We start from the raw sequence: 24,302 nt of genomic DNA, 5'->3' as shown, positions 1-24,302 counted from the left end.
CGCCCACCGACCCGATCCGCACGCGGAGTAGCCGCTCCGCTCCCGCCGCGGGACCATGAGCCCATGGAGGAGCACCCCCTCGCCGGGATCAGCCCCCCTGGCCGGATCGCCGCCCCCGGGGAGGGCATCGGCCAGGACGAGCTGGCGCTCGCCGCGCGCAACCACGGGCTCCCGCTGGAGGCCCTGCGCTACGAGGTCACCCCGGCCGGACTGCACTACGTACTCGTGCACTACGACATCCCTGACACGGGCACGGGCACCGGCACCGGCACCGGCACCGGCACCGGCACCGGCACGGACGCGAGCACGGACGCGGGCACGGCCACCGATGCGGACACCTGGCGGCTCACCATCCGCGGCCACCTCCGGACCCCCCTGGAGCTGGACCTGCGCGACCTGCGGTCCCTGCCCTCGGTGACCCGCCGGGTCACCATGGAGTGCGCCGGCAACGGGCGCGCCCGACTGTCCCCGCGGCCGGTCAGCCAGCCCTGGCTGGTGGAGGCGGTGGGGACGGCCGACTGGACGGGGGTGCCGCTGCGCACGGTGCTCGCGGAGGCCGGGGCGGCTCCGGGCGCCGCGGAGGCCGTGTTCACGGGCGCCGACCACGGGGTGGAGCGGGGCGTCGAGCAGGACTACCGGCGCAGCCTGCCGCTGCCCGTCGACGAGGACGTGCTGCTCGCCCACACGATGAACGGCGGGCCCCTGCCGCCCCAGCACGGGCATCCGCTGCGGCTCATCGTCCCGGGCTGGTACGGGATGGCGCACGTGAAGTGGCTGCGCGACATCGAGCTCGTCGACACGGCGTTCGGCGGCTATCAGCAGGCCACGGCCTACCGGTACAGGCAGAGCGCCGAGGAGGCCGGCGAGCCCGTCACCCGGATCGCCCCGCGCGCCCTGCTGATCCCGCCCGGATTCCCCGACTTCATGTCCCGCACCCGGGTCGTCCGCCCCGGCCCCGTGCGGCTCGCCGGGCGCGCCTGGTCGGGCTACGGGGCGGTCGTGCGCGTGGAGTTGAGCACCGACGGGGATCCTGACGGGGGCCCCGACGGGGGCGGCGGCTGGGTCGACGCCGAGGTGCTGCCGCGGGGCGGGCACCCGTACGCCTGGCAGGGCTGGCACGCCGACTGGACGGCGGTCCCGGGCACCCACACCCTCCTGGTCCGCGCCACCGACGCCTCGGGGCGCACGCAGCCGCTCGGGCAGCCGTGGAACCGCGGAGGCTTCGGCAACAACCAGGTCCAGGCGGTCTCCGTCGTGTGCCGCTGAACCCCGTCGATCAACCCTTCCACCGGCCCACCCCGTTCTGTCGACCAACCCCCCGTGTCGGTCAACCCCTTGCCACACCCCTCCCCTTCCCTCGAAACTGACACATCGTCAGATCATTGCGAGGGAACGAGGGAAGGAACCGAGGATGCAGACCATCTGGCTCGGCGGGCCCGAATGGGTCGCCGTTCTGCGGATCGGGCTCGGGCTGTGGTGGCTGGAGAGCTGGCGGCACAAGGACAAGAAGGACTGGTTCGGCGGAGGCGGCATCCGCTGGGCGGCCGGCGTCGCCGAGAAGCACCGCTGGGGGTTCGTCACGCGCGGCTTCGACCTCGTCGTGAAGCCCTACCCGCGCTTCATGGCCTACCTCGTCGCCTACGCCGAACTGGCCCTGGGCCTGGGCCTCATCGTCGGGTTCCTCACCCCGATAGCCCTGCTCGCCGGCCTGCTGCTCAACCTGGTCTACCTGATCCTGATGATCCACGACTGGGGCGAGCAGGGGCAGAACCTGATGATGGCCCTGATCTCCGGGGTCGCCTTCTTCGCGATGGGCTGGCAGGTCTGGTCCCTGGACAACGCCCTGGGGCTCTTCTAGCCCCGCCGGTCGAGCGGGTTCGCCGCGATGCGCTCCTTCGCGCCGCTCGCCACGTAGGCCGCCGCCGCGCACTGCGGCTTGCGCGCGGCCTGGTCGGCGACCAGGGCGAAGAAGGCGTCACCGAAGCCGAGGCGCGGGTACTCCGCGAGCAGCGCGGCCGTGAAGACGGGGTCGGCGTCACCGACGCCGACCCCGGAGACGTCCGCGGTGGTACCGATCTGGAGCAGGTGGCTCTCCACGTCCTCGGCGGCCGTGACGTCCTCGCGCATGTGCCGCACGATGATCTCCTCGGCGCGCGCCCGCCGCGCCGCCGGCCAGCCCAGCCCCGCCGTCAGCACGCGCGCGACGTGGCCGCCCGCCTCCTCGAAGGGCAGGGTGTGGCTGTCGAAGGGCACGGTGAGCCCGAGGTCGTGCACCAGCGCGCTGACGTAGAAGAGTTCGCGGTCGTACGAGAGCCCGTGCCGGTCCGCGTACTCGGCCCCGAAGGCGTACGACCGGACGGAGTGGTTCAGCAGCGCCGCGTCCGTGTACTCGGAGGCGATCTCCAGGGCGGCACGGCCGGACGGAGTGTCAAGAGTCCATGTCACATAGGTCATGACCGGTCAGCGTAGGCGGAGGCGGAAGTCCACCTCCGAGGGCCCCTCCTCTCCCGGCCAGGCCAACAGGCGGGACGGAGCCACCGGGGTCTCCGCGAGGACCGTGCCGCGCGCGACCACGTAGCGGGGGCGGACCTGGCGGCGGACGGCCTCGGTGGGGGATTCGGCCGGCAGCAGCACGAAGGAGGCCGGGTTGCCCTGACGGACCCCGTACTCCGAGGGCGACAGGCCAAGGACCCGCGCCGCGCGCTCGGTCACCATCTCGAAGGCCACCGGGATCTCGTCCGCTCCCGTGAGCTGGGCGGCGTAGATCCCGACGAGGGCGGTCTGCAGCGGGTTTCCGGTGCCGAGCGCGTTCCAGGGGTCCATCACGTCGTCGTGACCGAAGGCCACGTTGACCCCCGCCGCCAGCATCTCCTTGACCTGGGTGAGGCCGCGCCGCTTGGGGTAGGCGTCGAAGCGGCCTTGCAAGTTGAGGTTGGCGAAGGGGTTCGAGACGAGGTTGATCCCGGACCGCGACAGCAGGCGCTGGAGTTTGAAGCTGTACGCGCCGCCGTAGGAACCCATCGCCGTCGTGTGGGAGGCCGTCACGTGCCCGCGCAGGCCCGAGCGCAGGGCGTGCGCGGCCAGCACCTCCACGAACCGGGACTGTTCGTCGTCGATCTCGTCGCAGTGCGCGTCCACCCGCAGCCCCTGCTCCTCGGCGAGCCGGAAGGCGACGGCCAGCGAGGCCACCCCGTCCTCCCGGGTGTCCTCGAAGTGCGGGATCGCGCCGACCACGTCGGCCCCGCGCCGGACCGCCTCGCGCAGCAGCGCCTCGCCGCCGGGGAAGGAGACGATGCCCTCCTGCGGGAAGGCGACGATCTGCAGGGTGATCACGTCCCGGACCCGGTCGCGCACCTCCAGCAGCGCGTCGAGCGCGGTCAGCGCCGGGTCGGTGACGTCGCAGTGCGTGCGCACGTGCAGCACGCCCTGCGCCGCCTGCCAGCGCAGCACCTCGGTGGCCCGCGCGATGACGTCCTCACGGGTCAGGGTCTTCTTGCGGTCGCTCCAGCAGGCGATGCCCTCCCAGAGGGTCCCGGAGACGTTGGGGCGCGGATCTCCGGCCGTCAGGGCCGTGTCCAGGTGGATGTGCGGCTCGACGAAGGGCGCGCTGAGCAGGCCTCCGTGCGCCTCGATCAGCACCCCCGTCGCCGGGGGCTCCTTCTGGTCGTCGTACGGGAGTACGCGCGCGATCCGCCCGTCCTCCGCGACCTCGACGTCGTGCAGGCCTTCGCTGTGCAGCAGCCGGGCGCCCCGGACGATCATCCGCATCGCGTCAGCCTACGGCTCAACCCCGCTTGGCCTGGGCCTTCTGCTGCATGCCCCGGGTCTTCGCGGAGACCGACTGCACATCGCGGACGGCGGCTTTGGCGCGCGCCTCGGCCGCCGTGTTCTTCGCCATCGCACGCTCCGAATCGTGGTGGGACGGCTTGCCCGTACGCGCCTTCTTCGCCATGACCGCCACTCCTCTACGCAGCCTCGTACGCGGGACCGCGTACGCACACCACCCTGCGCCCGTTCGGCCCCGTCGGCATCTCGGGGGCCGGGCCGCGGCCGATCCGGTTACATGGGGTGCATGACTGACGCCACCGCCGACACGAACGCCGCCGCCACGGACGCCGCCGTGCCCGACTGGGAGAAGCGCTTCCGGGCCCCGCGCGTGGGGCTGCCCGAATGGGCCGAGGACGCGCCCGACCGCTCCCTCTTCGTCTCGAACGCCACCGGGACCTACGAGCTGTACGCCTGGGACCGTGCCACCGGCTCCCAGCGGCAGGCCACCGACCGTCCCAACGGGACCACCGACGGCACCCTCTCCCCCGACGGCGAGTGGGTCTGGTGGTTCTCCGACACCGACGGCGACGAGTTCGGCACCTGGGTCCGCCAGCCCTTCGCGGGCGGCCCCGACGAGCCGGCCACCCCCGGGCTGGAGGCCTCGTACCCCGCCGGGCTGGCCATCGGACGGGACGGGACTGCCGTTGTGGGGCGCTCCACCGACGAGGACGGGACCACGATCCACGTGGTCCGGCCCGACGAGTCGGAGCCGGTCGTCGTCTACCGGCACCGCGAGTCGGCCGGCGTCGGCGACCTGTCCCGGGACGGGACCCTGCTCGCCGTCGAGCACACCGAGCACGGCGACGCGATGCACTCCGCCCTGCGGGTGATCACCCTGGACGGCGCCACCGTCGCCGAGCTGGACGACTCCAAGGGCGCTGCCGTGGAACTGGGCCTGATGGTGCTCGGCTTCGCGCCCGTCGCGGGAGACACCCGGCTGCTCGTCGGCCACCAGCGGCGCGGCCGGTGGGAGCCGATGGTGTGGGACGTGGCCGCGGGCACCGAGGAGGGGCTGGCCGTCGACCTGCCGGGCGACGTCGGCGCCGAGTGGTACCCCGACGGGTCCGCGCTGCTGATCGAGCACGGCTTCGAGGCGCGCAGCGAGCTCTTCCGCTACGACCTGGCCGCGCGGGAGCTCGTACGGCTGGACACCCCGCCGGGGACGGTGTCGGGTGCGACGGCGCGGCCCGACGGGTCGGTGGAGTACCAGTGGTCCTCCGCGGCCGAGCCCTCCGTCATCCGGTCGACCGCGGGCGGGGTCGTGCTCGACCCTCCCGGTTTCCGGCCGCCCGGCTCCGTACCGGTCGAGGACGTGTGGGTGGACGGCCCCGGCGGACGGATCCACGCCCTCGCCCAGCGGCCCGTCGGCCACGGCGACGGCCCCTTCCCCACCGTCTTCGAGATCCACGGCGGGCCCACCTGGCACGACAGCGACGCCTTCGCCGCGACCCCGGCGGCCTGGCTCGACCACGGGTTCGCGGTCGTCCGGGTCAATTACCGCGGCTCGACCGGCTACGGACGCGAGTGGACCGACGCCCTGAAGCACCGGGTCGGCCTGATCGAGCTGGAGGACGTCGAAGCCGTACGGGAATGGGCGGTGGACTCCGGGCTCGCGGACCCGGCGCGCCTGGTGCTGTCCGGCGGCTCCTGGGGCGGCTACCTGACCCTGCTGGGCCTCGGCAGGCACCCGGACGTCTGGGCGGTGGGGCTGGCGGCCGTACCGGTCGCCGACTACGTGACGGCGTACCACGACGAGATGGAGGCGCTGAAGTCCCTGGACCGCACCCTCTTCGGCGGCACCCCCGAGGAGGTCCCGGAGCGCTTCGAGGCCTCTTCGCCGCTGACCTACGTGGACGCGGTGAAGGCGCCCGTGCACATCGCGGCGGGCCTCAACGACCCGCGCTGCCCCATCCGGCAGATCGAGAACTACGTGGACCGGCTCACGGCGCGCGGGGCGGAGCACGAGGTGTACCGCTACGACGCCGGGCACGGCTCGCTCGTCGTGGAGGAGCGGATCAAGCAGGTCCGGATGGAGATCGACTTCGCTCTGAAGCACCTGCCGCGCTAGCCCCGGCAACGGCGGACCGGTGCACCCCCCGTACGGTGGTGGGGTGCACCGGTTTCTCCTGACCCCGCGCTGGTGGGGGATCAACGTCTTCGTCGCGCTCGGCGTTCCCTTCTGCCTGTTCATGGGGACCTGGCAGCTCGGCCGGTTCGAGGACCGCGTCGACACCCACAAGGAGGCGACCAGCGCACGCCCCGCCGAACAGGCGGCCGCGCCGCTGGAGTCGCTGCTCCCGGTGGACAAGCGGACCTCCGGACGGCTCGCCTCGGTCTCCGGGGAGTACGCCGACCAGCTCCTCGTCCCCGAGCGGCGGCTCGACGGGAAGTCCGGCTTCTACGTCCTGACCCTGCTCAAGACCGACACCGGCAAGGCCGTACCCGTGGTCCGCGGCTGGCTGCCCGGCACCGCCGACGCGGGCCGGGCCCCGGCCCCGCCGGCCGGACGGGTCGAGGTGACGGGCGCGCTCCAGGCCTCGGAGAACTCCACCAGCAAGGGCGTCTACTCCGCGGGCGGGTTGCCGGCCGGTCAGCTCGGCGTCATCGGGGCCGCCTCGCTCGTCAACATCGTGCCGTACGGCCTGTACGACGCCTGGCTGACCGTGCAGACGCCCGCCGACGGGATGACCCCGGTACCGGCGCGGGCTCCGGGCAACACCGGGCTCGACCTGAAGGCGTTCCAGAACCTCGGCTACACCGGCGAGTGGTTCGTCTTCGCCGCGTTCGTGCTCTTCATGTGGTTCCGGCTGTACCGGCGCGAGGTGGAGACCCTGCGCGATACGGAGGCGGGCCTCGTCGCCGAGGCCCCGGCGGAGCCGGCTCCGGCCGGGGCGGGCGCCGATCGGCCGTAGCGTCCGGGGCCCGGTCCGGGCCCCGATTCCGGCTCCCGGTCCCGGCCGCGGGCCTACCTGAGCGGGATGACGCCCGTCCGGTACACCGTTCCGCCGCACGCCTCGGCGACGGTCGTCTGCGTCGTCGGACCGTCCGGACCCGACGTGTTGGGCGTGTGGGACACCACGGCACCGAGCGGCGGAGTCTCCGCCTGGACCTGGCCCGTGTCGGTGCCCGCTTCGGCATCCGGGGTGTCCCCGGTACCGCCCTCCGGCGTGCCGGACTCCCCGGTTCCGTCCGCACCGGGGCAGCCGCCCTCCGGCGGCACCCACGCGAAGCGGACCTCGTACGACGCGTTCGGCGACAGCACCAGCTTCAGGGTCTCCACCGACGGGTCGGGGAGTAGCCCGGTCGCCGCATCGCCCGTGACGTGGTTGACGACCGCAACCCCGGCTCCGCCCTCGCTCGCCGGGCCGGCCGTCAGGCTCTCCGGACCGCGGACGGTGCAACTCTTCGAGGACACGTTGGTGACCTTGAAGCTGCCGTAGACCTTGCCGCCGGCCGACGGGGCCCGGGTACTGCCCGACACCCCGACCTGGCTCTGGGTGCAGTTGGGCACCTCCGAGGACGCGGGCGGCGGCAGCGCGCCACCCCCGACGCTGCCGGTGGCTCCGCTTCCGGGGCTCGCGCGGGGCGGGGTGATGTCCGGACCGCCGGTGCTCGGGAACCCGCCGGGCGGGGTCGGCGAGGAGCTGGAGCCGTTCTCCCCGTCCTTGTCCTTGTCCTTGTCCCTGTCCTTGTCCTTGTCCTTGTCGGAGGACCTCTTCGGCTTAGGACGGGCGGAGCCGTTCTGGTGCAAGCCGGACCCGTCCTTCGAGCTGTCACCCGACCGGCCGTGCCCCGCCGTGAGGGAACGGCCGGAGTCTCCGCCCGCCCCGGAGGTCATGTACAGGCCCACCGGCACCGAGCCGCCCAGCACCACGACGGCCGCCGCCGCGGCGACGAGGATCCTGTGGTTGCGGACCCGGCGAGCGGGGACGCCGCGCCGCAGCCGCTCCAGCGCGTCGCCGGAGGGCTCGATCCCACCGACGACCCCGCGCAGCAGAACGCGCAGCTCGTCCTCCTCACCCACGGGTTCGGAGGCGGCGGACTCGGTGTCCGGCTTCTTCGGCGTGCCGAACACGAGCTCCCGCAGGGCCTCCGGGCCCCCGGAGGCGGATCCGCCGGCCGGGCCGGGCAGCTCCCGGTCTTCGCCTTCGTTCGTCTTGCGGTCCTCACTCATGACTGCGCAGCCTCCATCGCCACCCGCAGCGCGGCAATGCCCCGCGATCCGTACGCCTTGACCGAGCCGAGCGATATGCCGAGGGTCTCGGCGACCTGTGCTTCCGTCATGTCCGAGAAGTAGCGCAACGACAGCACCTCGCGCTGGCGTCGCTGGAGCCCGCGCATCGCCTTGATGAGATCGTCCCGCTCCAGCAGGTCGTACGCGCCTTCCTCGGCGCTCGCCATGTCCGGCATCGGCTTCGACAGAAGTTTCAGGCCGAGGATGCGGCGGCGCAGGGCGGAGCGCGAAAGGTTGACGACGGTCTGGCGCAGGTAGGCCAGGGTCTTGTCCCGGTCCCGGACCTTCTTGCGGGCCGAGTGGACGCGGATGAAGGCCTCCTGGACGACGTCCTCGCAGGAGGCGGTGTCGTCGAGGAGCAGCGCGGCGAGGCCCAGGAGCGAGCGGTAGTGGGCCTGGTAGGTCTCCGTGAGGTGGTCGACCGTGGTCCCCTCGACCACCTCGGCCACCTTGGCCACCTCGACCGGCTCGACCACCTCGGCCGCCGCGACCGGCTCGGCCTGCTTCGTGCTCCCGATGTCCTCCGCGCTGTCGCGGGGTCCGGGCACCCGGCCGTCCGCGGCCGGTCCGGACGCGCGGACGCCCGGCGCGGCGGGCACCCCGGGCAGCAGGGGAGCCCCGGACGCCGTCGAGGCGGGCGGAACGGGAACGATCACCGGGAACCCACCGGGCGCGCGGGATCGCAGACGCGACGGGATCGGGGGCGTCCCGGTGCGCGCCGCAATGACGGGGAGTTCGAGCAATGCTTCTGCCACGCCAGTTGGACTCGCGTCCCCCTGGCAGGGTTGTACGCGCACGGCAGATTCATCGGCGGGATTCTCATCGTCTTCTTGCGTAGCCGCACACCCGGGCGCGCGTCGTCGTACGACGACAGCCGTCGGGCCGTCACCTCGATCAAGGTATTAACGATGATCCTACAAACTGAAGGAGCTAAAACCAGCCGCGATGAGCTCCGCAGTTTGTGTGGCATTCAACGCCGCACCCTGACGGAGGTTGTCCGCGCAGACGAAGAACTCCAGCGCACGCGGGTCGTCGAGCGAGCGCCGCACCCGTCCCACCCAGGCCGGATCCGTCCCCGCGGCGTCCGAAGGGGTCGGGAACTCCCCCGCGGCCGGGTCGTCCACGAGGACCACCCCCGGAGCCGATTCCAGGATCTCCCGGACGTGCGCCGCCTCGACGGCTCCCTCGAACCGGGCCCGTACGGTCAGCGAGTGGCCGGTCAGTACCGGTACCTGTACGCAGGTCACGGACACCGGCAGCTCCGCCAGGTCCAGGATCCGGCGCACTTGCGCCCGTACCGCCAGCTCGTGCGAGGACCAGCCGTCCTCGCACAGCTCTCCGGACCACGGCACCACATTGAGCACGAGCGGACCCGCGAAGGGCCCGGTGTCCTCGCCCACGGCCCGGCGCACGTCCCCGGGGTGCTCCCCCAGGGTGCTGCCGGCGACGAGCGACAGCTGGCGGCGCAGCGCCTCCGAGCCGGCCCGGCCGGCCGCGCTCGCGGCCTGGTAGGAGGAGACGGCCAGCTCGGTCAGCGCGTACTCGGCGTGCAGCGCGCCCAGCGCCGCGATCATCGCGGCGGTCACGCAGTCGGGTCCGGCGACGATCCCGCGCGGCCGGATCCGGGCCGCGTGCCCGTTCACCTCGGGCATCACCAGCGGTACGTCGGGGTCCTCGCGGAAGGCCGCGGACTGGTCCACCACGACGGCCCCGCGCGCGGTGACGACGGGGGCCCACCGGGCCGAAACCTCGGCCGGGGTCAGGAAGACCGCGATGTCGCCCGCCCCGAGGCCGTCGAAGGCGTCTTCGGTGAGGGCGAGCACCTCGGTCTCCGTACCGCGCACGGTCAGCCTGCGGCCGGCCGAGCGCGAGGAGGCGATCAGGCGTACGTCGCCCCAGACGTCGGCCCGCTGGGACAGCATCTGGAGCAGGACGGAGCCGACGGCTCCGGTCGCCCCGACCACGGCGAGTGCCGGAGCCGGGGCGGACCGGGCCGCGGGCTGGTTCAACGTCCCGTGCCGCCGTAGACGACGGCTTCGTCGCCGCTGTCGTTGTCGAGTCCGAAGGCCGTGTGCACGGCGCGGACGGCCTCGTTGACGTCGTCCTGGCGGGTCACGACCGAGATGCGGATCTCCGAGGTGGAGATGAGCTCGATGTTGACGCCCGCGTCGGACAGCGCCTGGAAGAACGAGGCGGTGACGCCCGGGTTGGTCTTCATGCCCGCGCCGACCAGGGAGATCTTGCCGATCTGGTCGTCGTAGCGCAGGGACTCGAAGCCGATGGTGCCCTTCGCCTTCTCCAGGGCGTCGATGGCCTTGTGGCCCTCGGCCTTGGGGAGGGTGAAGGAGATGTCCGTCAGCCCCGTGGAGGCGGCGGACACGTTCTGCACGATCATGTCGATGTTGATCTCGGCGTCCGCGATGGCGCGGAAGATGGCCGCGGCCTCACCCGGCTTGTCCGGGACGCCGACGACCGTGATCTTGGCTTCGGAGACGTCGTGAGCGACTCCGGAGATGATGGCGTGCTCCACCGGCTCGTCCCCTTGCGGATTCTCGTTGCTGACCCAGGTGCCCGGCAGTCCCGAGAAGGACGAGCGGACGTGGATCGGGATGTTGTAGCGGCGCGCGTACTCGACGCAGCGGTGCAGCAGCACCTTGGAGCCGGAGGCCGCGAGCTCCAGCATGTCCTCGGAGTTGATCCAGTCGATCTTCTTGGCCTTCTTCACGACGCGGGGGTCCGCGGTGAAGACGCCGTCGACATCGGTGTAGATCTCGCAGACCTCGGCGTCCAGCGCCGCGGCGAGCGCGACGGCGGTCGTGTCCGAGCCACCCCGGCCGAGGGTGGTGATGTCCTTGCTGTCCGCCGACACACCCTGGAAGCCGGCGACGATGGCGATGTTGCCCTCGTCCAGCGCGGTGCGGATACGGCCCGGCGTGACATCGATGATGCGCGCTTTGTTGTGGACCGAGTCGGTGATGACGCCTGCCTGGCTACCGGTGAACGACTGGGCCTCGTGGCCCAGGTTTTTGATCGCCATGGCCAGCAGGGCCATGGAGATCCGCTCTCCGGCGGTCAGCAGCATGTCGAATTCACGTCCGGCAGGCATCGGGGACACCTGCTCGGCGAGATCGATCAGCTCGTCCGTCGTGTCGCCCATCGCGGAAACCACGACGACCACTTGGTGGCCGTTCTTCTTGGCATCCACGATCCGCTTGGCAACACGCTTGATGCCTTCGGCATCGGCTACGGAGGAGCCTCCGTACTTCTGCACGACAAGGCCCACGTGCGCTCCTCGCTCAGTCCGTCTCATTGCTGGTGCAGTCTAACGAGCGGCCGCGATACGACCGCCTCGTACCACATCATGAGACGAAAAGATCACAGCAAACGTTCCCCCACCGGGGCGTTTACTTCCGGCCGAGTCCGCCGAGCTCCTCGGCCATGACCTGCCCGGCCTGCTCCGCCAGCTCGTCCTCCGCGAGGTCCTCGTCCGTGTCCAGGCCGTCCAGCGCGGCCAGCGGCTGGTCGAGGCGGACGTGTGCGATCAGTGACTGGAGGGCGCGCAGCGTGGCCGATGCCGTCGGTCCCCAGTTGGTGAAGTACGAGAACTGCCACCACCACAGCGCCTCGGTGATCCGGCCCGACTGGTGGTGGATGAGGCCGTGCCGGAGGTCGGCGACGACGTCCGCCAGGTCGTCGGAGATCCGGTGCGGGACCGGGGCCTTCCGCGGCTCGTAGGGGTCGAAGACCTCCGAGTAGACGTCGACCGGCTCCAGCATCACCGCGAACCGCTCGCGCAGGTCGTCCACGTCCGGCTCCGGGCCCAGGTCGGGCTCGTAGCGTTCGTCGGGCAGGACGTCCTGGTAGGCACCGAGCCGGCCGCCCGCCAGCAGCAGCTGGGACACCTCCAGGAGGAGGAAGGGCACCGCGCTGTCCGGGTCCTCGCCCTTGGCCACCTCGGTGACCGCGACGATGAAGGACTCGATCTGATCCGCGATCGAAGCCGCGAAGTCGTCCGGATCCTGTCCCAGGGCGTGCAGCGTTGCGTCAGACATCGAGAAGTCGCCTTCCTTCAAAGGCCCGCCCGAGCGTGACCTCGTCCGCGTACTCCAGATCTCCCCCGACGGGGAGCCCGCTGGCCAGGCGGGTGACCTTCAGGCCCATGGGCTTCATCATGCGGGCGAGGTAGGTGGCGGTCGCCTCGCCCTCCAGGTTCGGGTCGGTCGCGATGATCAGCTCGGTGACCGAACCGTCCGCGAGCCGCGCCAGCAGCTCCCGGATGCGCAGATCGTCCGGGCCGACGCCCTCGATCGGGCTGATCGCGCCGCCGAGGACGTGGTACCGGCCCCGGAACTCGCGGGTCCGCTCGATCGCGACGACGTCCTTCGACTCCTCGACCACACAGATGACCGTCAGATCGCGGCGCGGATCGCGGCAGATGTTGCACCGCTCCTCCTGCGCCACGTTCCCGCACACCGCACAGAACCGGACCTTGTCCTTGACCTCCAGCAGCGCGTGCGCGAGGCGGCGGACATCGGTGGGCTCGGCCTGCAGGATGTGGAAGGCGATCCGCTGCGCGCTCTTGGGCCCGACGCCGGGCAGCCTGCCCAGTTCGTCGATCAGGTCCTGGACCACGCCTTCGTACAACGGAATGCCTTCTTTCGGTTCTGGTCTGAAGTGGTCTGAAGAGTTCTGGCGGGACGGTCGGGGCGGTCGGGACGGTTGGAACGAACGGGACGGGCTTGGAGACGGTGCCTAGAAGGGAAGGCCGGGGATACCGCTGCCGCCGCCCAGCCCCTGCGCCAGCGGGCCCAGCTTCTGCTGCTGGAGCGTCTGCGCATTCTCGTTGGCCGCCTGGACCGCCGCGACCACCAGGTCCGCGAGCGTCTCGGTGTCCTCGGGGTCGACGGCCTTCGGGTCGATCACCAGCGCGCGCAGTTCACCGGAACCGGTGACGGTCGCCTTCACCAGGCCGCCGCCGGCCTGGCCCTCCACCTCGGCCCGCGCCAGCTCCTCCTGCGCCACGGCAAGGTCCTGCTGCATCTTCTGGGCCTGCTGGAGCAGCTGCTGCATGTTGGGCTGACCACCACCGGGAATCACAGGTCACTCACTCCGTAGCGTCGGGCCAAGCGCCGGCGGCTTGGTCAATCCGAGCCTACGTGCTCCCCGGGCGCCGCGCCCTACGCCGTGAGGACCAACTCTTTCGAGTGAGAGACGGGGCGTGCGCGTACCTGATGGCACCCTCCTTGCGGGCGGAAATCCCGGGAATCGGCGCCCATCGCGTCTCATTCGAAGGTAGGAAGAGCATGCGCATCATTGCGCACACGCGCACCACCACACGTTCAGCGCAGGCAGAGGGAGTGCCCGGGTGAGTCAGCCGGAGATGCAGCCCGAGGGGCCACCCCGGGATCCCGCAGAGGACGGCGACCTTACCGGCCGGCCGTTCCCTCTCGGGGACTGGGGCGAGCCCGCCGAGCGGCTCGACGAGCTCTACCGGCGGGTCGAGGCCGACGCGCTGCGCACCGCCGAGTGGTACCTGTCGGACCGGGCGTGGAAGCGCCGGGGGGCCCGGATCCTGCGGATCGGGGCCGCCGCCGGCGCGGTCACGGGCGCCGCGATGCCGCTGCTGGAGCTGACCGGCTCCGTGCCCGGGGCGGCCTCGTACGGCTACCTCGCACTGCTCCTGGGCGCGGCCTGCCTGGCCTGCGACCGGTTCTTCGGCCTGACCTCGGGCTGGATGCGGGACGTGGCGACGGCGCAGGCCGTCCAGCGGCGACTGCAGACCCTGCAGTTCGACTGGGCCACGGAGAACGTGCGCGAGATCCTGGGCCCGACGGAGGGCACCGCCAGCGAGGCCGCGGAGCGATGTCTGACCGTGCTGCGCCGGTTCTCGGAGGACGTGACCGAGCTCGTGCGGTCGGAGACCGCGGAGTGGATGGTCGAGTTCAGCTCCGGCCCCGCCCCGCTGGTCATGCAGTCCCTGGGCGCGGGCGGATCGCGCTCGGACGCGTACGTCCCGCCGGCCCGCTTCCCGCTCCCCCCGGGCACCCGCCCGAACATGCCCCGCCAGAGACCGCCGGAGCAGCCGCGCTGAACGGGACGGGCCGGCTCCGTCGCGCGGAGCCGGCCCGTCCCGTGCGGGGGAACCGCGTCAGCTGAAGATGATCATCGAGCCCTGGCCGAGGCTCCGGGTGGCCGCCGCGTGCAGGCCCAGCCAGACGTGCCGCTCCCGCGCGAAGGGACTGTCGTCGTACGGGATCGGCCCGGCGGGCTCCTCCAGTGACGTCGGGCGCCCCGGGGGCGCCGGAGCCAGGGGCGGGTTCCGGGGGTCTATCCCGATCGCGGGAGCCACCAGCGCCAGCTCGCGCAGCAGCCCCTGCGCGGACCCCAGCGGCCCGCCCCCGGCCAGCAGCTCCTCGTTGGCCAGCGGGTAGGCGAAGTCCACGGGGACGTAGGCCCCCGCGTGGTCGTAGTGCCACACCAGGTGCGACTGCTGCGCCGTCGGCTCGAACATCTCCAGCAGTTGCTCGTAGTCCCCGCCCAGCTCGTCCACCGGGGTCACCGGCAGCCCGCAGATCTGGAGCAGGTACGCCCTCCGAAGGAAGTGCAGGGCGTCGTAGTCGAAACCGGCCACCGGGGCGACGTCCCCGGACAGCCCCGGCATGTACGCGAACACCGGCACGGACGGCAGTCCGGCCTCACCCAGCGCCTTGTCGTACGAGGCGATCTCTTCCGCGAAGGGGTTGTCGGGGCTGTGGCACAGCACGTCGACAAGGGGGACCAGCCACAGGTCACAGGCCACTCGGCCTCCGATCAGTCGTTGTCGCCGATCGGGCCAGCGTAGTGCGCCGGACACGCTCAGCGAAGGGGTGGGCAGACCCGAAGGTGCGCTGTACGCGAACCGCGCCTGATCCGATCGGGATCCAGGCCGGATCCAATCGGGATCCACGCCGGATCAGATCAGGATCCACGCCGGATCCGCGGCTACGGCTCCCCCGGGCCCACCCTCCAGACCCACACGTCGCGCACCTGCTCCGGCTCCCGGCCCAGCAGCCCGGTGATCAGTTCCCGCAGTTCCGTGTCCCGGTCCTGGCGGGGCAGGACGACCGCGCCGGCCTTCCAGTACTCCAGGTCCTGGCGGGCCTGCCCCCGCCAGGAGGCGTCGACCTCGGGCGGCTGCGCGCCGTAGCGGACGTCGCGCAGGAGGTTCGAGAGGTGCCGCGGGGTGGCCCCGTAGATGCCGATCCGGTCGGGTCCCCACGGGCCGTTGAAGTAGCCGCCGGCCAGCCGGAAGCCGAAGTCCGCCTCCACCTGCCAGTGCAGCGCGTCCGCCTGTCCCGGGTCCGGCAGCGGTACCGGAACGAGTGCCTCCCCGTCCTTCACGTAGCGCTTCCAGTCCCCGGAGGTGATGAACGCGGGCACCGGCGCGCGGTCCCGTACGGTCAGCGGCAGCGGCAGGACCGGGATCAGCGCGGCCGCCGCGCCCAGCAGGCCCAGCGTCCGCAGCTCGCGCGCGGGCAGCCGGAGGATCCGGTCGAGCGCGAGGGCGAGCAGGAGGCCCAGGATGGGGGCGCACACCATCGCCACGCGCCCCTCGATCACCGACTCGAAGAGCGGCAGCTTGATCATCAGGCGCCACGGGCCCGGCAGCACGATCTCCGTACGGGGTACGGGCACCCACGGCCCGAGGGACAGCAGGAGCGCGACGAAGCCGGTGATCGCGAGGGCCCGTACGGCCTTGCTCCGCCACAGCCACACGCACACGGCCACGCCGAAGGCGAGGAGGGGCCAGCCGTAGAAGGCGTTCTGCTCGGTGGTGTTCAGGGAGAGCTTGCCGGCCGTCTCGGGGTCGCCGAAGAGCGAGCGCGAGGCGAACTCGATCAGGGCGCGCGGACTGTTCCCGGCGTTGTCCCCGTGCAGGACCGAGTGGTAGCTCTGCGGGCCGAAGAACTGCCAGTACAGCGGGACGGCCACCAGCGGCAGGCACACGGCGAGCGCCACGACCAGACCGGAGCCCAGCGGCCGCGCCGCCGCGAGGGCGCGGCGGGGGGCGACGAGGAGGTAGGCCAGGCAGAAGACCAGCATGCCGAGCGCGGCGATGAGCAGCGGTTCCTCGCCGATGAAGATCTGGTACGTCGCGAAGAGCCCGAGCAGTACCCCGTCACGCGTCACACCGCGACCTTCACGGGGTCCCTCGCACAGGCGCAGGGCCCGGTCGATGATCAGCGGGATCATGAAGAGGACGACGAAGTTCGGATGGCCGTTGGCGTGCGAGACCATCGGCGGCGCGAAGGCGGCGAGCGCCCCGCCCGCGGCGGCCGCCCAGCGGCTGCGCACGAACCGGCGGCGGATCAGCCAGTACCAGGTCCAGGCGCTGGCGGCCATGCCGAGCGTGAGGACCAGCGCGAAGGTGACCGTCTCGCCGAAGAGCAGCGTGACCGGGATCAGCGGCACGTTCAGGCCGAGCATCGTCGCGTTGGCCATCAGGTTCACGCCGTCGGGCATGCCCTGGGAGAGGGTGAAGAGCGGGTTGCGGAGGTGGGTGATGTTGTCGGTGGTGACGCCGACGAACCACTCCCACTGGTTCTGGTCCTGGAGCGCGTCCGCGAGATAGGCGCCGTCGAGGTCCGTCCACAGGCCCTGGAAGACGTAGAGGGAGAGCGCGATGAAGGCGGCGGCCACGGCGAGGCCGCCGGCGTTGAGGCGGAACAGGTCGCCGAGGGCGCGGCGGCGGTCGGGGCGCGGGGCGCTCGCGCCGGCCGTCCCGGTGTGGCCGCGGCGCACGGGGAGCTCGACCTCCGCCACGTGCCAGCCCTGGCGGCGGACCCAGCGCAGGACCTCGGCGTCGATGGCCGGTCCGTCGAGGGTGGAGGCGCCGAAGGCCGCGCGGGCGCGGTCGCCGTCGAAGAGCGCGAAGGCGCACGTGTCGGCGCGGAATCCCGGTATGCCGGGGATGCCGAGGGTGCGGACCAGGCGGTTCCGGGATCGGCCGAGGACCACGGCGGGGGGTGCGGCGTCCGTGCCCGGGTCGCCGTCCGTGCCCGGGTCCAGGACTTCCTCGAGGCGGGCCAGCTCGTCGAGCGGGGTGCCGAGCGCGGCATCGGTGAGCAGCACCCGGTCGCCCGTGGAGGCGAGCACTCCGGCGCGGAGGGCGGCGCCCTTGCCGCTGGCGGCCCGGCTGTCGCGGGCGCTGTCGCCGCTGTCGTTGGCGTCGTTGTCGTCGCTGTCGCGGTCGTCGGCGTCGCCGTCGCCGAGGCGGATCAGCCGGATCCGGGGTTCCGCGGCGGCTGCCGCGGTCGCGGCCGGGGCGGCCGCGTCGCCGGTGACCACGATGAGTTCCCAGGCGCCGGGGCCCGTGCCGCAGTGGGCGTCGAGGTGTTCGCGCAGGGTGGTGAGGGTCTGCTCCGGGACGGGAGCGGGGATGACGACGGACAGCCCGACGGCGCCGAGCCACCGCGTACCGGCGGGGACCCGCTTGTCCTGGTCGGCGCTCAGGTTCTCCTGGTCGGCGCTCACGGCGCTCTCGCCGCTCACGCGCCCGTCGCCTTCAGGCCCGCGGCCCAGTCGAGACCGTGCTGGTTGTACGCGTGCACGAGGCGTCGTACCTCCTCGGCGTCCGCGCGGGTCACCGCGTCCATCAGTTCGTTGTGGCCGGCCCACAGGTCGGAGCGCAGGTCCGGCTCCGCTTTCAGGTAGGGCACGGCGAAAACCCAGCACTGGACCCGGATCCGGTGCAGGAACTCGGAGATGTAGATGTTGCCGACCAGCCCGCTCAGCTCCCTCCAGAAGCGCAGGTCGTAGCCGATCAGCACGTCGAGCGAGCCGTTCAGCGCCGCCCGCTGCGCCTCCTCCGCCCGGCGGCGCACCGAGACCAGCCGTTCCCCGGAGCCGGGGGCGGTGCCGCGTTCCACGAGCCTGCGGAAGATGCCTTCCACGATCAACGTACGAGCCTCGATCATGCCCCGGAAATCATCCACGGAGAAGACTCGGACGCGGAAGCCGCGGTGCTGGACGGAGTCGAGCAGGCCCTGCGCGGAGAGATCGACGAGGGCCTCGCGGACGGGGGTCGCGGAGACTTCGTACTGCTCCGCGATCTGTTTGACGGTGAATTCGCTCCCTGCCGCCAGACGCCCCGCGAGCACCTCGTCACGCAGCGCGTCCGCGATCTGCTGGCGAAGTGTGTTGCGGGTGACAGGGCCGCTGCCTGGCATAGGGGTCCGTCTCCATCTGTGGGCTTCGGACACCTTAGGCCAGGCGGCACGGCCGAAACCGATCGGTTTGTGGCCGCTATGTGGATTTAGTGCCCGTTATCCGGACGGACCGCGCTTCTCGTCTTGATCATTCACCCCTGCGCGGGGCCCGCTCGGGGCACCCGCGCAGGGTCGCCCTCGCTGCTCCCAGCCTGTTCGGAGGCTGTGCGCGGCCCGTCCGGGCCTCACCCCCGGCCTCGGTCCCGGGGGTGCGCGGCAGGCTCGCTCGCGCCCCGCCGGGCGTCGGCGAGACCTCGGTCAGGCCGAAACGTGCCGGTCGGCGACGGTCAGCGCGTCGTCCAGCAGGGCCAGGCCTTCCTTCGCGTCCGCTTCCGTGATGTTGCACGGCGGGACGACGTGGGTGCGGTTCATGTTGACGAACGGCCACAGCCCGGACGCCTTGCAGGCCGCGGCGAACTCGGCCATCGGCGCGTTGTCGGCGCCCGCGGCGTTGTAGGGAACGAGCGGCTCGCGCGTCTCCTTGTCCCGTACGAGTTCCAGGGCCCAGAAGGTGCCCAGACCCCGCACCTCCCCGACCGAGGGGTGGCGCTCGGCGAGCTCGGCGAGGGCCGGGCCGATCACGTTCTCGCCGAGGTGGGCGGAGTGCTCGACGATGCCCTCCTCCTCCATGGCGTTCATCGTCGCGACGGCGGCGGCGCAGGCGAGGGGGTGACCGGAGTAGGTCAGCCCGCCGGGGTAGGGGCGCGTGGCGAAGGTCTCGGCGATCGCGCCGGAGATCGCGACGCCGCCGAGCGGGACGTAGCCGCTGTTGACGCCCTTGGCGAAGGTGATCAGGTCGGGGGTGACGTCGAAGTGCTCGGCGGCGAACCACTTGCCGGTCCGGCCGAATCCCGACATGACCTCGTCCAGGATGAAGACGATCCCGTAGCGGTCGCAGAGCTCGCGCACGCCGGCCAGGTAGCCGGGGGGCGGGGTCATGATCCCGGCCGTGCCGGGGACCGACTCCAGGATGATCGCGGCGATCGTCGCCGGGCCCTCGAAGGCGATGGTGTCGGCGAGGTGTGTCAGGGCGCGCGCGCACTCCTCGGCCTCGGTGGTCGCGTGGAAGGGCGAGCGGTAGAGGAACGGTCCCCAGAAGTGCACGACGCCGGCGGCGGCCGTGTCCGAGGGCCAGCGGCGCGGGTCGCCGGTCAGGTTGATCGCGGCGGAGGTGGCGCCGTGGTACGAGCGGTAGGTGGACATCACCTTCTGCCGGCCGGTGTGCAGCCGGGCCATGCGGACGGCGTTCTCCACGGCCTCGGCGCCGCCGTTGGTGAAGAAGATCTTGTCGAGGTCGCCGGGGGTCCGCTGCGCGATGAGGCGTGCGGCCTCGGAGCGGACGTCGACGGCGAAGCCCGGGGCCAGGGTGCAGAGCCTGGCGGCCTGCTCCTGGATCGCGGCGACGACCTTGGGGTGCTGGTGGCCGATGTTGGTGTTGACCAGCTGGGAGGAGAAGTCGAGGTAGCGCTTGCCGTCGTAGTCCCAGAAGTGCGACCCCTCGGCTTTGGCCACGGCGAGCGGGTCGATCAGGGCCTGGGCGGACCAGGAGTGGAAGACGTGAGCGCGGTCGGCGGCCTTGACGGTGGCGCCCGGGGTGACGTGAGGGGTCATGGCCGCAACCGTAGAAGTGTGCAGGTGGGGAGGGATATCGGCGGTCTGTATGCGGGTGGGGGGCGGGTCTCGGCAGTCTGTCTGGGGAGGGATTGACAGCAAGCTGTCATGATGGCAGCCTACTGTCATAGGCGCACGGCGACGGCGACACCGGAGGCGAGCACGATGAGCGAGACCCAGGCGCAGACGCACGCGAAGGCGCAGGCGGAGACGCAGGCGGAGAACCGGGCTCAGACAGAGGACCGGACGCGGGCGGAGCCCCGCCCCACGGTCCACGTGGCGGTGTACGACACCTACGCCGACTGGGAGACGGGCCACACCACCGCGCACCTGACCCAGCACGGCTACGAGGTCCGCACGGTCGGCGCCACCGCCGGACGGCCCGTCACCACGATGGGCGGCCTCCGCATCCAGCCCGACCTGGCCCTGGCGGACCTGCGCCCCGAGGAGTCCGCCCTCCTCGTCCTGACCGGCGCCGGACTGTGGGACACGGGCGACGAGCTGGCTCCCTTCGCGGCGAAGGCCGAGGAGTTCCTGGCGGCGGGCGTCCCGGTCGCCGCGATCTGCGGAGCCACGGCGGGCCTGGCCCGCGCCGGAGTCCTGGACGGACGTACGCACACCAGCGCGGCCCCCTTCTACCTCGGCGGCCAGCCCGGCTACGGGGGCGCCGAGCGCTACGTCGAGGCCGACGCGGTCACCGACGGCGACCTGATCACGGCGGGCCCCACGGAGCCGGTGGCGTTCGCCCGCGAGGTCTTCGCCCGCCTCGGGGTGTACGAGCCGCACGTGCTCGACGCCTGGTACCGCCTGTTCCACGACTCGGACGCGAGCGCGTACCCGGTCCTGATGGCGGCGGACCCCGGCAATGCCTGACCACCAGCCCCCGCCCCGCCCCCGGGGTACGGAGCGGCCGGAGCCGCCCACCGAAGAACGGCCGCGAGCCGCCGGGGAACGGCCGCAGGCCGCCGGGGAACATCCGCGAGCCGCCGGAGAACGGCCGCGGGCCGCCGGCGCGGCTCCGGCGGCGCGCGGCAGAGGGCCGCGGGAGAACCCCGTCCGCACCCGGCAGGACCTCCTGAGCCGCACCGCCCTCGGCGTGTTCCGGCTCAACGGCCAGTTCCTCTCCGTATCGGAGGAGCTGGCCCGCCCGGCCGGGCTGACCGCGGCCTCGTGGCAGGTGCTCGGGGCCGTGCTCCGCGAGCCCCTCCCCGTCGCCGGCATCGCCCGGGCCATGGGCATCACCCGGCAGAGCGTGCAGCGCATCGCCGACCTGCTGGCCGCCAAGGGCCTCGCCGAGTACGTGCCGAACCCGGCCCACCGCCGGGCGAAGCTGCTGCGCCCCACGGACGCCGGCCGCGCCGCCGTCGCCAGGATCGGCCCGGGGCACGCGTCCCTGGCCACCCGTCTCGCGGAGGCCCTCGGCGAAGACGGCTTCGCCGAAACGGTGCGGGTCCTGGAACGCCTGTCGGCCGCCCTGGACACCCTGCCACCCGCACCCGGCACCCCGGCGTAGGCGGGATCTTTCGGGTCTCGCCGGTGAGACCCCGCCGGGGGCAGGCCCGGCGGGGGCGGTCCCGGCGGGCGCAGCCCCGGCAGGGGCAGCCCTGCGAACGCAGTTCCACCGGACGCAGCCCCGCCGGGGGCAGTGCTGGCGGGCGCAGTCTTGGCGAGCACGGCCCCGGCAGGCGCAGTCTTGGCGAGCACACCCCCGGCAGGGACAGTCCCTCCGGGCGCAGCCCCGGCGGCGCAGCCTTGCGAACGCAGTTCCGCCGGGCGCCGTTGCCCGGCGCGGGAGACGCGTGCGCGAGCCCCCCACGGCCCTCGCCCCGCGCCTGTGCGAGCAGGATGCGGACGGCCCGATCGGCCGGGTCCGCACCCCTGGTGTTCGGGCAGGACCGTCCAGCCGATCTCCGGCATGCCAACGCACCCCGCCCGTAGGCCTGGTGGAATCCCCGTACCGGGTGGGTCCTGGATTCCGGCAGCTCCGCCCCCACGGCCGGCCCGCGGCAACCCCGCCCCCGCAACCGGCATCGTGCCCGGCCCCACTATGGTCGGGCTCCGGCGAGTCCCAGGGGGAGGACCACCTGTCATGGAACAACTGCACTCGCGCGATGCCGAACACATCGGTCCGTACCGCCTGCTCGCCCGCCTCGGAACCGGCGGAATGGGCCAGGTCTACCTCGGCCGCGCCGCGGAACACGACCCTGGCACCAGCACGGGCACGGGCACCGGCACCCGGACCCGCCCCCGCGCAGGCACCCGTACCGCCGCCGTGAAGCTGATCCACCCCCACCTCGCCGCCCACCCCGACTTCCGCACCCGCTTCCGCCGCGAGGCCGACGCCGCCCGACTCGTCGGCGGGGACTGGACCGTCGCCGTCCTCGACGCCGACCCCGACGCGGAGATCCCCTGGCTGGCCACCGCCTACATCGCCGGGCCGAGCCTGCGCCAAGCCGTGGACCGCGACTTCGGCCCGTTGCCGGCCGGCTCCGTACGGGTCCTGGGCGAGGGGCTCTCGTACGCCCTCCAGGACATCCACCGGGCCGGACTCGTCCACCGGGACCTGAAGCCCGGCAACATCCTGCTCACCGCCGACGGCCCCCGCGTCATCGACTTCGGCATCGCCCGGGCCCTGGGGGCCACCGCCGACCCCGCCCTCACGCAGACCGGCGAACTCCTCGGCTCCCCCGGCTTCCTCGCCCCCGAACAGATCAACGGCACCCCCGTGACCCCGGCCTGCGATGTGTTCGGCCTCGGCTCGGTCCTCGCCTACGCCGCCACCGGCCGGCTGCCCTTCGGGGACCCGGACCAGCCCGGAGGCATCGCCGCGCTCCTGATGCGCGTCACCGAAGCGGAACCGGACCTGGCCGGCGTACCGGCCGACCTCCGGGACGTCGTACGCGATTGCCTGCACAAGGACCCGGCCGCCCGGCCCGCCCCCGCCGAAATCCTCGACCGGCTCGCCGCGGACCGGAAGGACACCCCGGCGTCCTGGCTGCCCGCACCCCTCGTCGCACGGCTCGGGCAGCACGCCATAGCCCTGCTGGACCGCGTGGACGCAGGCCCGGACCGGCCCGAGCGCGCGGCCGTCCCCGCCCAGCGCACCACGGGGGAACCGGGCCGGTCCACGCCGAGCCCCGCGCCCGCCCCGACGCTCACCCCGGTGCCCGGCACGAACCCGGGCTCGGGCACCGACCCCTTCGCCGGCCCCGGGGCCTCCTCCGAACCCGGCCGCAGCACCGGCCCCGGCCCCGGCCTCGCCGCCGGCGCCCGCTCCCGGCCCGCGGCCTTCTCCACGGCCCTGCTCGTCGCCGTCGCCGCGGTCGTCGCCGTCGCGGCGGGCGGCACGGTCTACACCGTCATGAGCGGATCCGGCGACGGTTCGACCCACTCCCGCCCCGGCGGCGCCCCGGCCGGCTCCTCCGGCCCGCGGGGCACGGGGGACGCGACCGGTGCCGGCATCGGCGCCGGCACCGGCGCCGGCACCGGCACCACTCCACCCCCCTCCGTCACTCCGGCCACGCTCCCCGAGGCCTACGCCGGCACCTGGCGGACCACCTACGGCGACCAGAGCTGGCAGCTCACACTCGCCCCCGGAACGACCGGCTCCCCCGTGATGTCCCTGACCCTCCGGGCCCCAGGACTCAGCTGCGCCTGGACCGCGCCGCTGCGCTCCGCCACCACCGACAGCGTCGGGCTCGACCCGTCCACGGTGATCTCCGGTGCGCCGCCGTCGTGTTCGCCGGGCGGGCGGAGCACCCTGCGGCTGCTTCCCAACGGGAACCTGGTGCGGGAGCTCGACGGCAGCACCTCCCTCCCGCTCACGTACCGACGGCGCTGATTATGTCGATGTCAATAAGCCTGTAAGCAAAGCTTGTTGCATTCCGCGGCGCCCCCGCACACTGCGGCACATGGAGCCGTTGAAGGTAGTGGCACGACTGTGGGAGCGGATCGAGGCACGCGACTGGGACGGAGTGGCCCTGCTGATCGCCGAGGACGCGGTGATCGAATGGCCCGTGAGCAGCGAACGCATCGTCGGTCGCGCCAATTTCATCGCCGTCATCAGCGAGGACGACTACGCGGACGAGAGATCCGTCGACGTGCTCCGGATCCTCGCGGACGGCGATCTCGTCGTGACCGAGGTGGAGATACCCCAGGACCACGTCGTCTACCGCGCCGTCTCCCTGTGGACCGTACGGAACGGGCAGGTGGCCGGCGCCCGGGAGTACTGGACCAGCCCCGGCCAGGACCCGGCACCACGCTGGCGCGCCGGTTTCGTCGAACCGCTCGTGGAACCGCTCGCCGAGCCCCTCGCCGAGCCGCTCGCCGCTTTCCTGGCGGTGGACTGAGCGAGCCGCGTCCAACGGGCGGGGCCTGCCTGA

General features: G+C 72.7%; 23 protein-coding genes. 9 read left to right on the top strand and 14 right to left on the bottom strand.

All coding sequences use genetic code 11. The features are described 5' to 3' along the window. Positions 1 to 63 precede the first annotated feature (63 nt). Together OG247_RS23745 and OG247_RS23740 are read left to right on the top strand one after the other, a co-directional pair. Complete coding sequence (locus OG247_RS23745; protein WP_327254149.1) at positions 64 to 1,266, top strand: molybdopterin-dependent oxidoreductase; 1,203 nt, start codon at positions 64 to 66, stop codon at positions 1,264 to 1,266. Between the two features lie 145 nt (positions 1,267 to 1,411). Next, entirely contained in the window at positions 1,412 to 1,858 is a 447-nt protein-coding gene (locus tag OG247_RS23740; RefSeq protein WP_274548779.1) for a DoxX family membrane protein, read from the top strand. On the opposite strand, the gene OG247_RS23735 is transcribed toward OG247_RS23740, so the two are convergent. Genes OG247_RS23735 through OG247_RS23725 form a run of 3 tightly spaced genes read right to left on the bottom strand, consistent with a single transcriptional unit; the run spans position 1,855 to position 3,952 of the window. Beyond that, a complete protein-coding gene (locus OG247_RS23735; RefSeq protein WP_327254148.1) occupies positions 1,855 to 2,454 on the bottom strand; it encodes an HD domain-containing protein in 600 nt (199 codons plus the stop codon). The two genes, OG247_RS23740 and OG247_RS23735, sit on opposite strands and share 4 nt — an antisense overlap. A gap of 6 nt (positions 2,455 to 2,460) precedes the next feature. Beyond that, the gene (codA, locus tag OG247_RS23730; protein WP_327254147.1) at positions 2,461 to 3,768 is read right to left on the bottom strand and encodes a cytosine deaminase; all 1,308 of its coding nucleotides are present in this window, start codon (positions 3,766 to 3,768) and stop codon (positions 2,461 to 2,463) included. 16 nt (positions 3,769 to 3,784) lie between these two features. Continuing rightward, positions 3,785 to 3,952 (bottom strand): hypothetical protein, encoded by a 168-nt coding sequence (locus OG247_RS23725; protein WP_266906264.1) that lies wholly within the window; start codon positions 3,950 to 3,952, stop codon positions 3,785 to 3,787. A gap of 111 nt (positions 3,953 to 4,063) precedes the next feature. Here OG247_RS23725 and OG247_RS23720 point away from each other — a divergent pair, with 111 nt between their 5' ends. Next, positions 4,064 to 5,896 (top strand): prolyl oligopeptidase family serine peptidase, encoded by a 1,833-nt coding sequence (locus OG247_RS23720; protein ID WP_442813379.1) that lies wholly within the window; start codon positions 4,064 to 4,066, stop codon positions 5,894 to 5,896. A 43-nt stretch (positions 5,897 to 5,939) separates the two neighbouring features. Continuing rightward, positions 5,940 to 6,740 carry an SURF1 family protein gene (locus OG247_RS23715; protein ID WP_327254145.1) on the top strand — a complete coding sequence of 267 codons (801 nt, stop codon included), beginning with the start codon at positions 5,940 to 5,942 and terminating at the stop codon, positions 6,738 to 6,740. A 53-nt stretch (positions 6,741 to 6,793) separates the two neighbouring features. Here OG247_RS23715 and OG247_RS23710 read toward each other — a convergent pair whose 3' ends face one another. The 7 genes from OG247_RS23710 to OG247_RS23680 all read right to left on the bottom strand — a co-directional run bounded on the left by OG247_RS23710 (position 6,794) and on the right by OG247_RS23680 (position 13,159). Beyond that, positions 6,794 to 8,002 carry a hypothetical protein gene (locus OG247_RS23710; RefSeq protein ID WP_327254144.1) on the bottom strand — a complete coding sequence of 403 codons (1,209 nt, stop codon included), beginning with the start codon at positions 8,000 to 8,002 and terminating at the stop codon, positions 6,794 to 6,796. Beyond that, on the bottom strand, positions 7,999 to 8,718 hold the full coding sequence (locus OG247_RS23705) for a SigE family RNA polymerase sigma factor (RefSeq protein ID WP_442813378.1): 720 nt from the start codon (positions 8,716 to 8,718) through the stop codon (positions 7,999 to 8,001). The genes OG247_RS23710 and OG247_RS23705 overlap by 4 nt, the downstream gene beginning before the upstream one ends. Before the next feature lie 258 nt (positions 8,719 to 8,976). Beyond that, positions 8,977 to 10,071 carry an aspartate-semialdehyde dehydrogenase gene (locus tag OG247_RS23700; RefSeq protein WP_327254143.1) on the bottom strand — a complete coding sequence of 365 codons (1,095 nt, stop codon included), beginning with the start codon at positions 10,069 to 10,071 and terminating at the stop codon, positions 8,977 to 8,979. Continuing rightward, entirely contained in the window at positions 10,068 to 11,345 is a 1,278-nt protein-coding gene (locus tag OG247_RS23695) for an aspartate kinase (RefSeq protein WP_266906273.1), read from the bottom strand. The genes OG247_RS23700 and OG247_RS23695 overlap by 4 nt, the downstream gene beginning before the upstream one ends. A 121-nt stretch (positions 11,346 to 11,466) precedes the next feature. Further along, positions 11,467 to 12,114: a DUF5063 domain-containing protein gene (locus tag OG247_RS23690; protein ID WP_327254142.1), complete on the bottom strand. Its 648-nt coding sequence runs from the start codon at positions 12,112 to 12,114 to the stop codon at positions 11,467 to 11,469. Beyond that, entirely contained in the window at positions 12,107 to 12,706 is a 600-nt protein-coding gene (gene recR, locus OG247_RS23685; protein WP_243330636.1) for a recombination mediator RecR, read from the bottom strand. Before recR ends, OG247_RS23690 begins: the two co-directional genes overlap by 8 nt. Positions 12,707 to 12,814: 108 nt before the next feature. After that, complete coding sequence (locus tag OG247_RS23680) at positions 12,815 to 13,159, bottom strand: YbaB/EbfC family nucleoid-associated protein (RefSeq protein ID WP_327254141.1); 345 nt, start codon at positions 13,157 to 13,159, stop codon at positions 12,815 to 12,817. 268 nt (positions 13,160 to 13,427) lie between these two features. Between OG247_RS23680 and OG247_RS23675 the strand changes: the two genes are divergently transcribed. Then, a complete protein-coding gene (locus OG247_RS23675; protein ID WP_327254140.1) occupies positions 13,428 to 14,153 on the top strand; it encodes an SLATT domain-containing protein in 726 nt (241 codons plus the stop codon). A 57-nt stretch (positions 14,154 to 14,210) separates the two neighbouring features. Here OG247_RS23675 and OG247_RS23670 read toward each other — a convergent pair whose 3' ends face one another. From OG247_RS23670 to OG247_RS23655, 4 genes are all read right to left on the bottom strand, one after another. Beyond that, positions 14,211 to 14,861, bottom strand: coding sequence for a hypothetical protein (locus OG247_RS23670; protein ID WP_250744899.1), 651 nt, complete (start codon positions 14,859 to 14,861; stop codon positions 14,211 to 14,213). 182 nt (positions 14,862 to 15,043) lie between these two features. After that, positions 15,044 to 17,593 (bottom strand): glycosyltransferase family 2 protein, encoded by a 2,550-nt coding sequence (locus OG247_RS23665; RefSeq protein WP_327254139.1) that lies wholly within the window; start codon positions 17,591 to 17,593, stop codon positions 15,044 to 15,046. Continuing rightward, positions 17,590 to 18,270, bottom strand: coding sequence for a GntR family transcriptional regulator (locus OG247_RS23660; RefSeq protein WP_327254138.1), 681 nt, complete (start codon positions 18,268 to 18,270; stop codon positions 17,590 to 17,592). The genes OG247_RS23665 and OG247_RS23660 overlap by 4 nt, the downstream gene beginning before the upstream one ends. Before the next feature lie 297 nt (positions 18,271 to 18,567). Beyond that, positions 18,568 to 19,920 carry an aspartate aminotransferase family protein gene (locus OG247_RS23655; RefSeq protein ID WP_327254137.1) on the bottom strand — a complete coding sequence of 451 codons (1,353 nt, stop codon included), beginning with the start codon at positions 19,918 to 19,920 and terminating at the stop codon, positions 18,568 to 18,570. 165 nt (positions 19,921 to 20,085) lie between these two features. On the opposite strand from OG247_RS23655, the gene OG247_RS23650 reads away from it, so the two are divergent. The 4 genes from OG247_RS23650 (at position 20,086) to OG247_RS23635 (ending at position 24,269) form a co-directional block, all read left to right on the top strand. Next, positions 20,086 to 20,793: a type 1 glutamine amidotransferase family protein gene (locus OG247_RS23650; protein ID WP_327254136.1), complete on the top strand. Its 708-nt coding sequence runs from the start codon at positions 20,086 to 20,088 to the stop codon at positions 20,791 to 20,793. Positions 20,794 to 20,995: 202 nt separating this feature from the next. Next, a complete protein-coding gene (locus OG247_RS23645) occupies positions 20,996 to 21,433 on the top strand; it encodes a MarR family winged helix-turn-helix transcriptional regulator (RefSeq protein WP_327257588.1) in 438 nt (145 codons plus the stop codon). A 576-nt stretch (positions 21,434 to 22,009) separates the two neighbouring features. Beyond that, on the top strand, positions 22,010 to 23,761 hold the full coding sequence (locus OG247_RS23640) for a protein kinase domain-containing protein (RefSeq protein ID WP_327254135.1): 1,752 nt from the start codon (positions 22,010 to 22,012) through the stop codon (positions 23,759 to 23,761). 70 nt (positions 23,762 to 23,831) lie between these two features. Then, on the top strand, positions 23,832 to 24,269 hold the full coding sequence (locus OG247_RS23635; RefSeq protein ID WP_327254134.1) for a nuclear transport factor 2 family protein: 438 nt from the start codon (positions 23,832 to 23,834) through the stop codon (positions 24,267 to 24,269). Positions 24,270 to 24,302 lie beyond the last annotated feature (33 nt).

The sequence above is a fragment of the Streptomyces sp. NBC_01244 genome (genome assembly GCF_035987325.1).
Classification (GTDB): Bacteria; Actinomycetota; Actinomycetes; order Streptomycetales; family Streptomycetaceae; genus Streptomyces.
The sequence above is the reverse complement of the archived record's forward strand: the minus strand, read 5'-3'. Positions and strand labels throughout refer to the sequence as shown.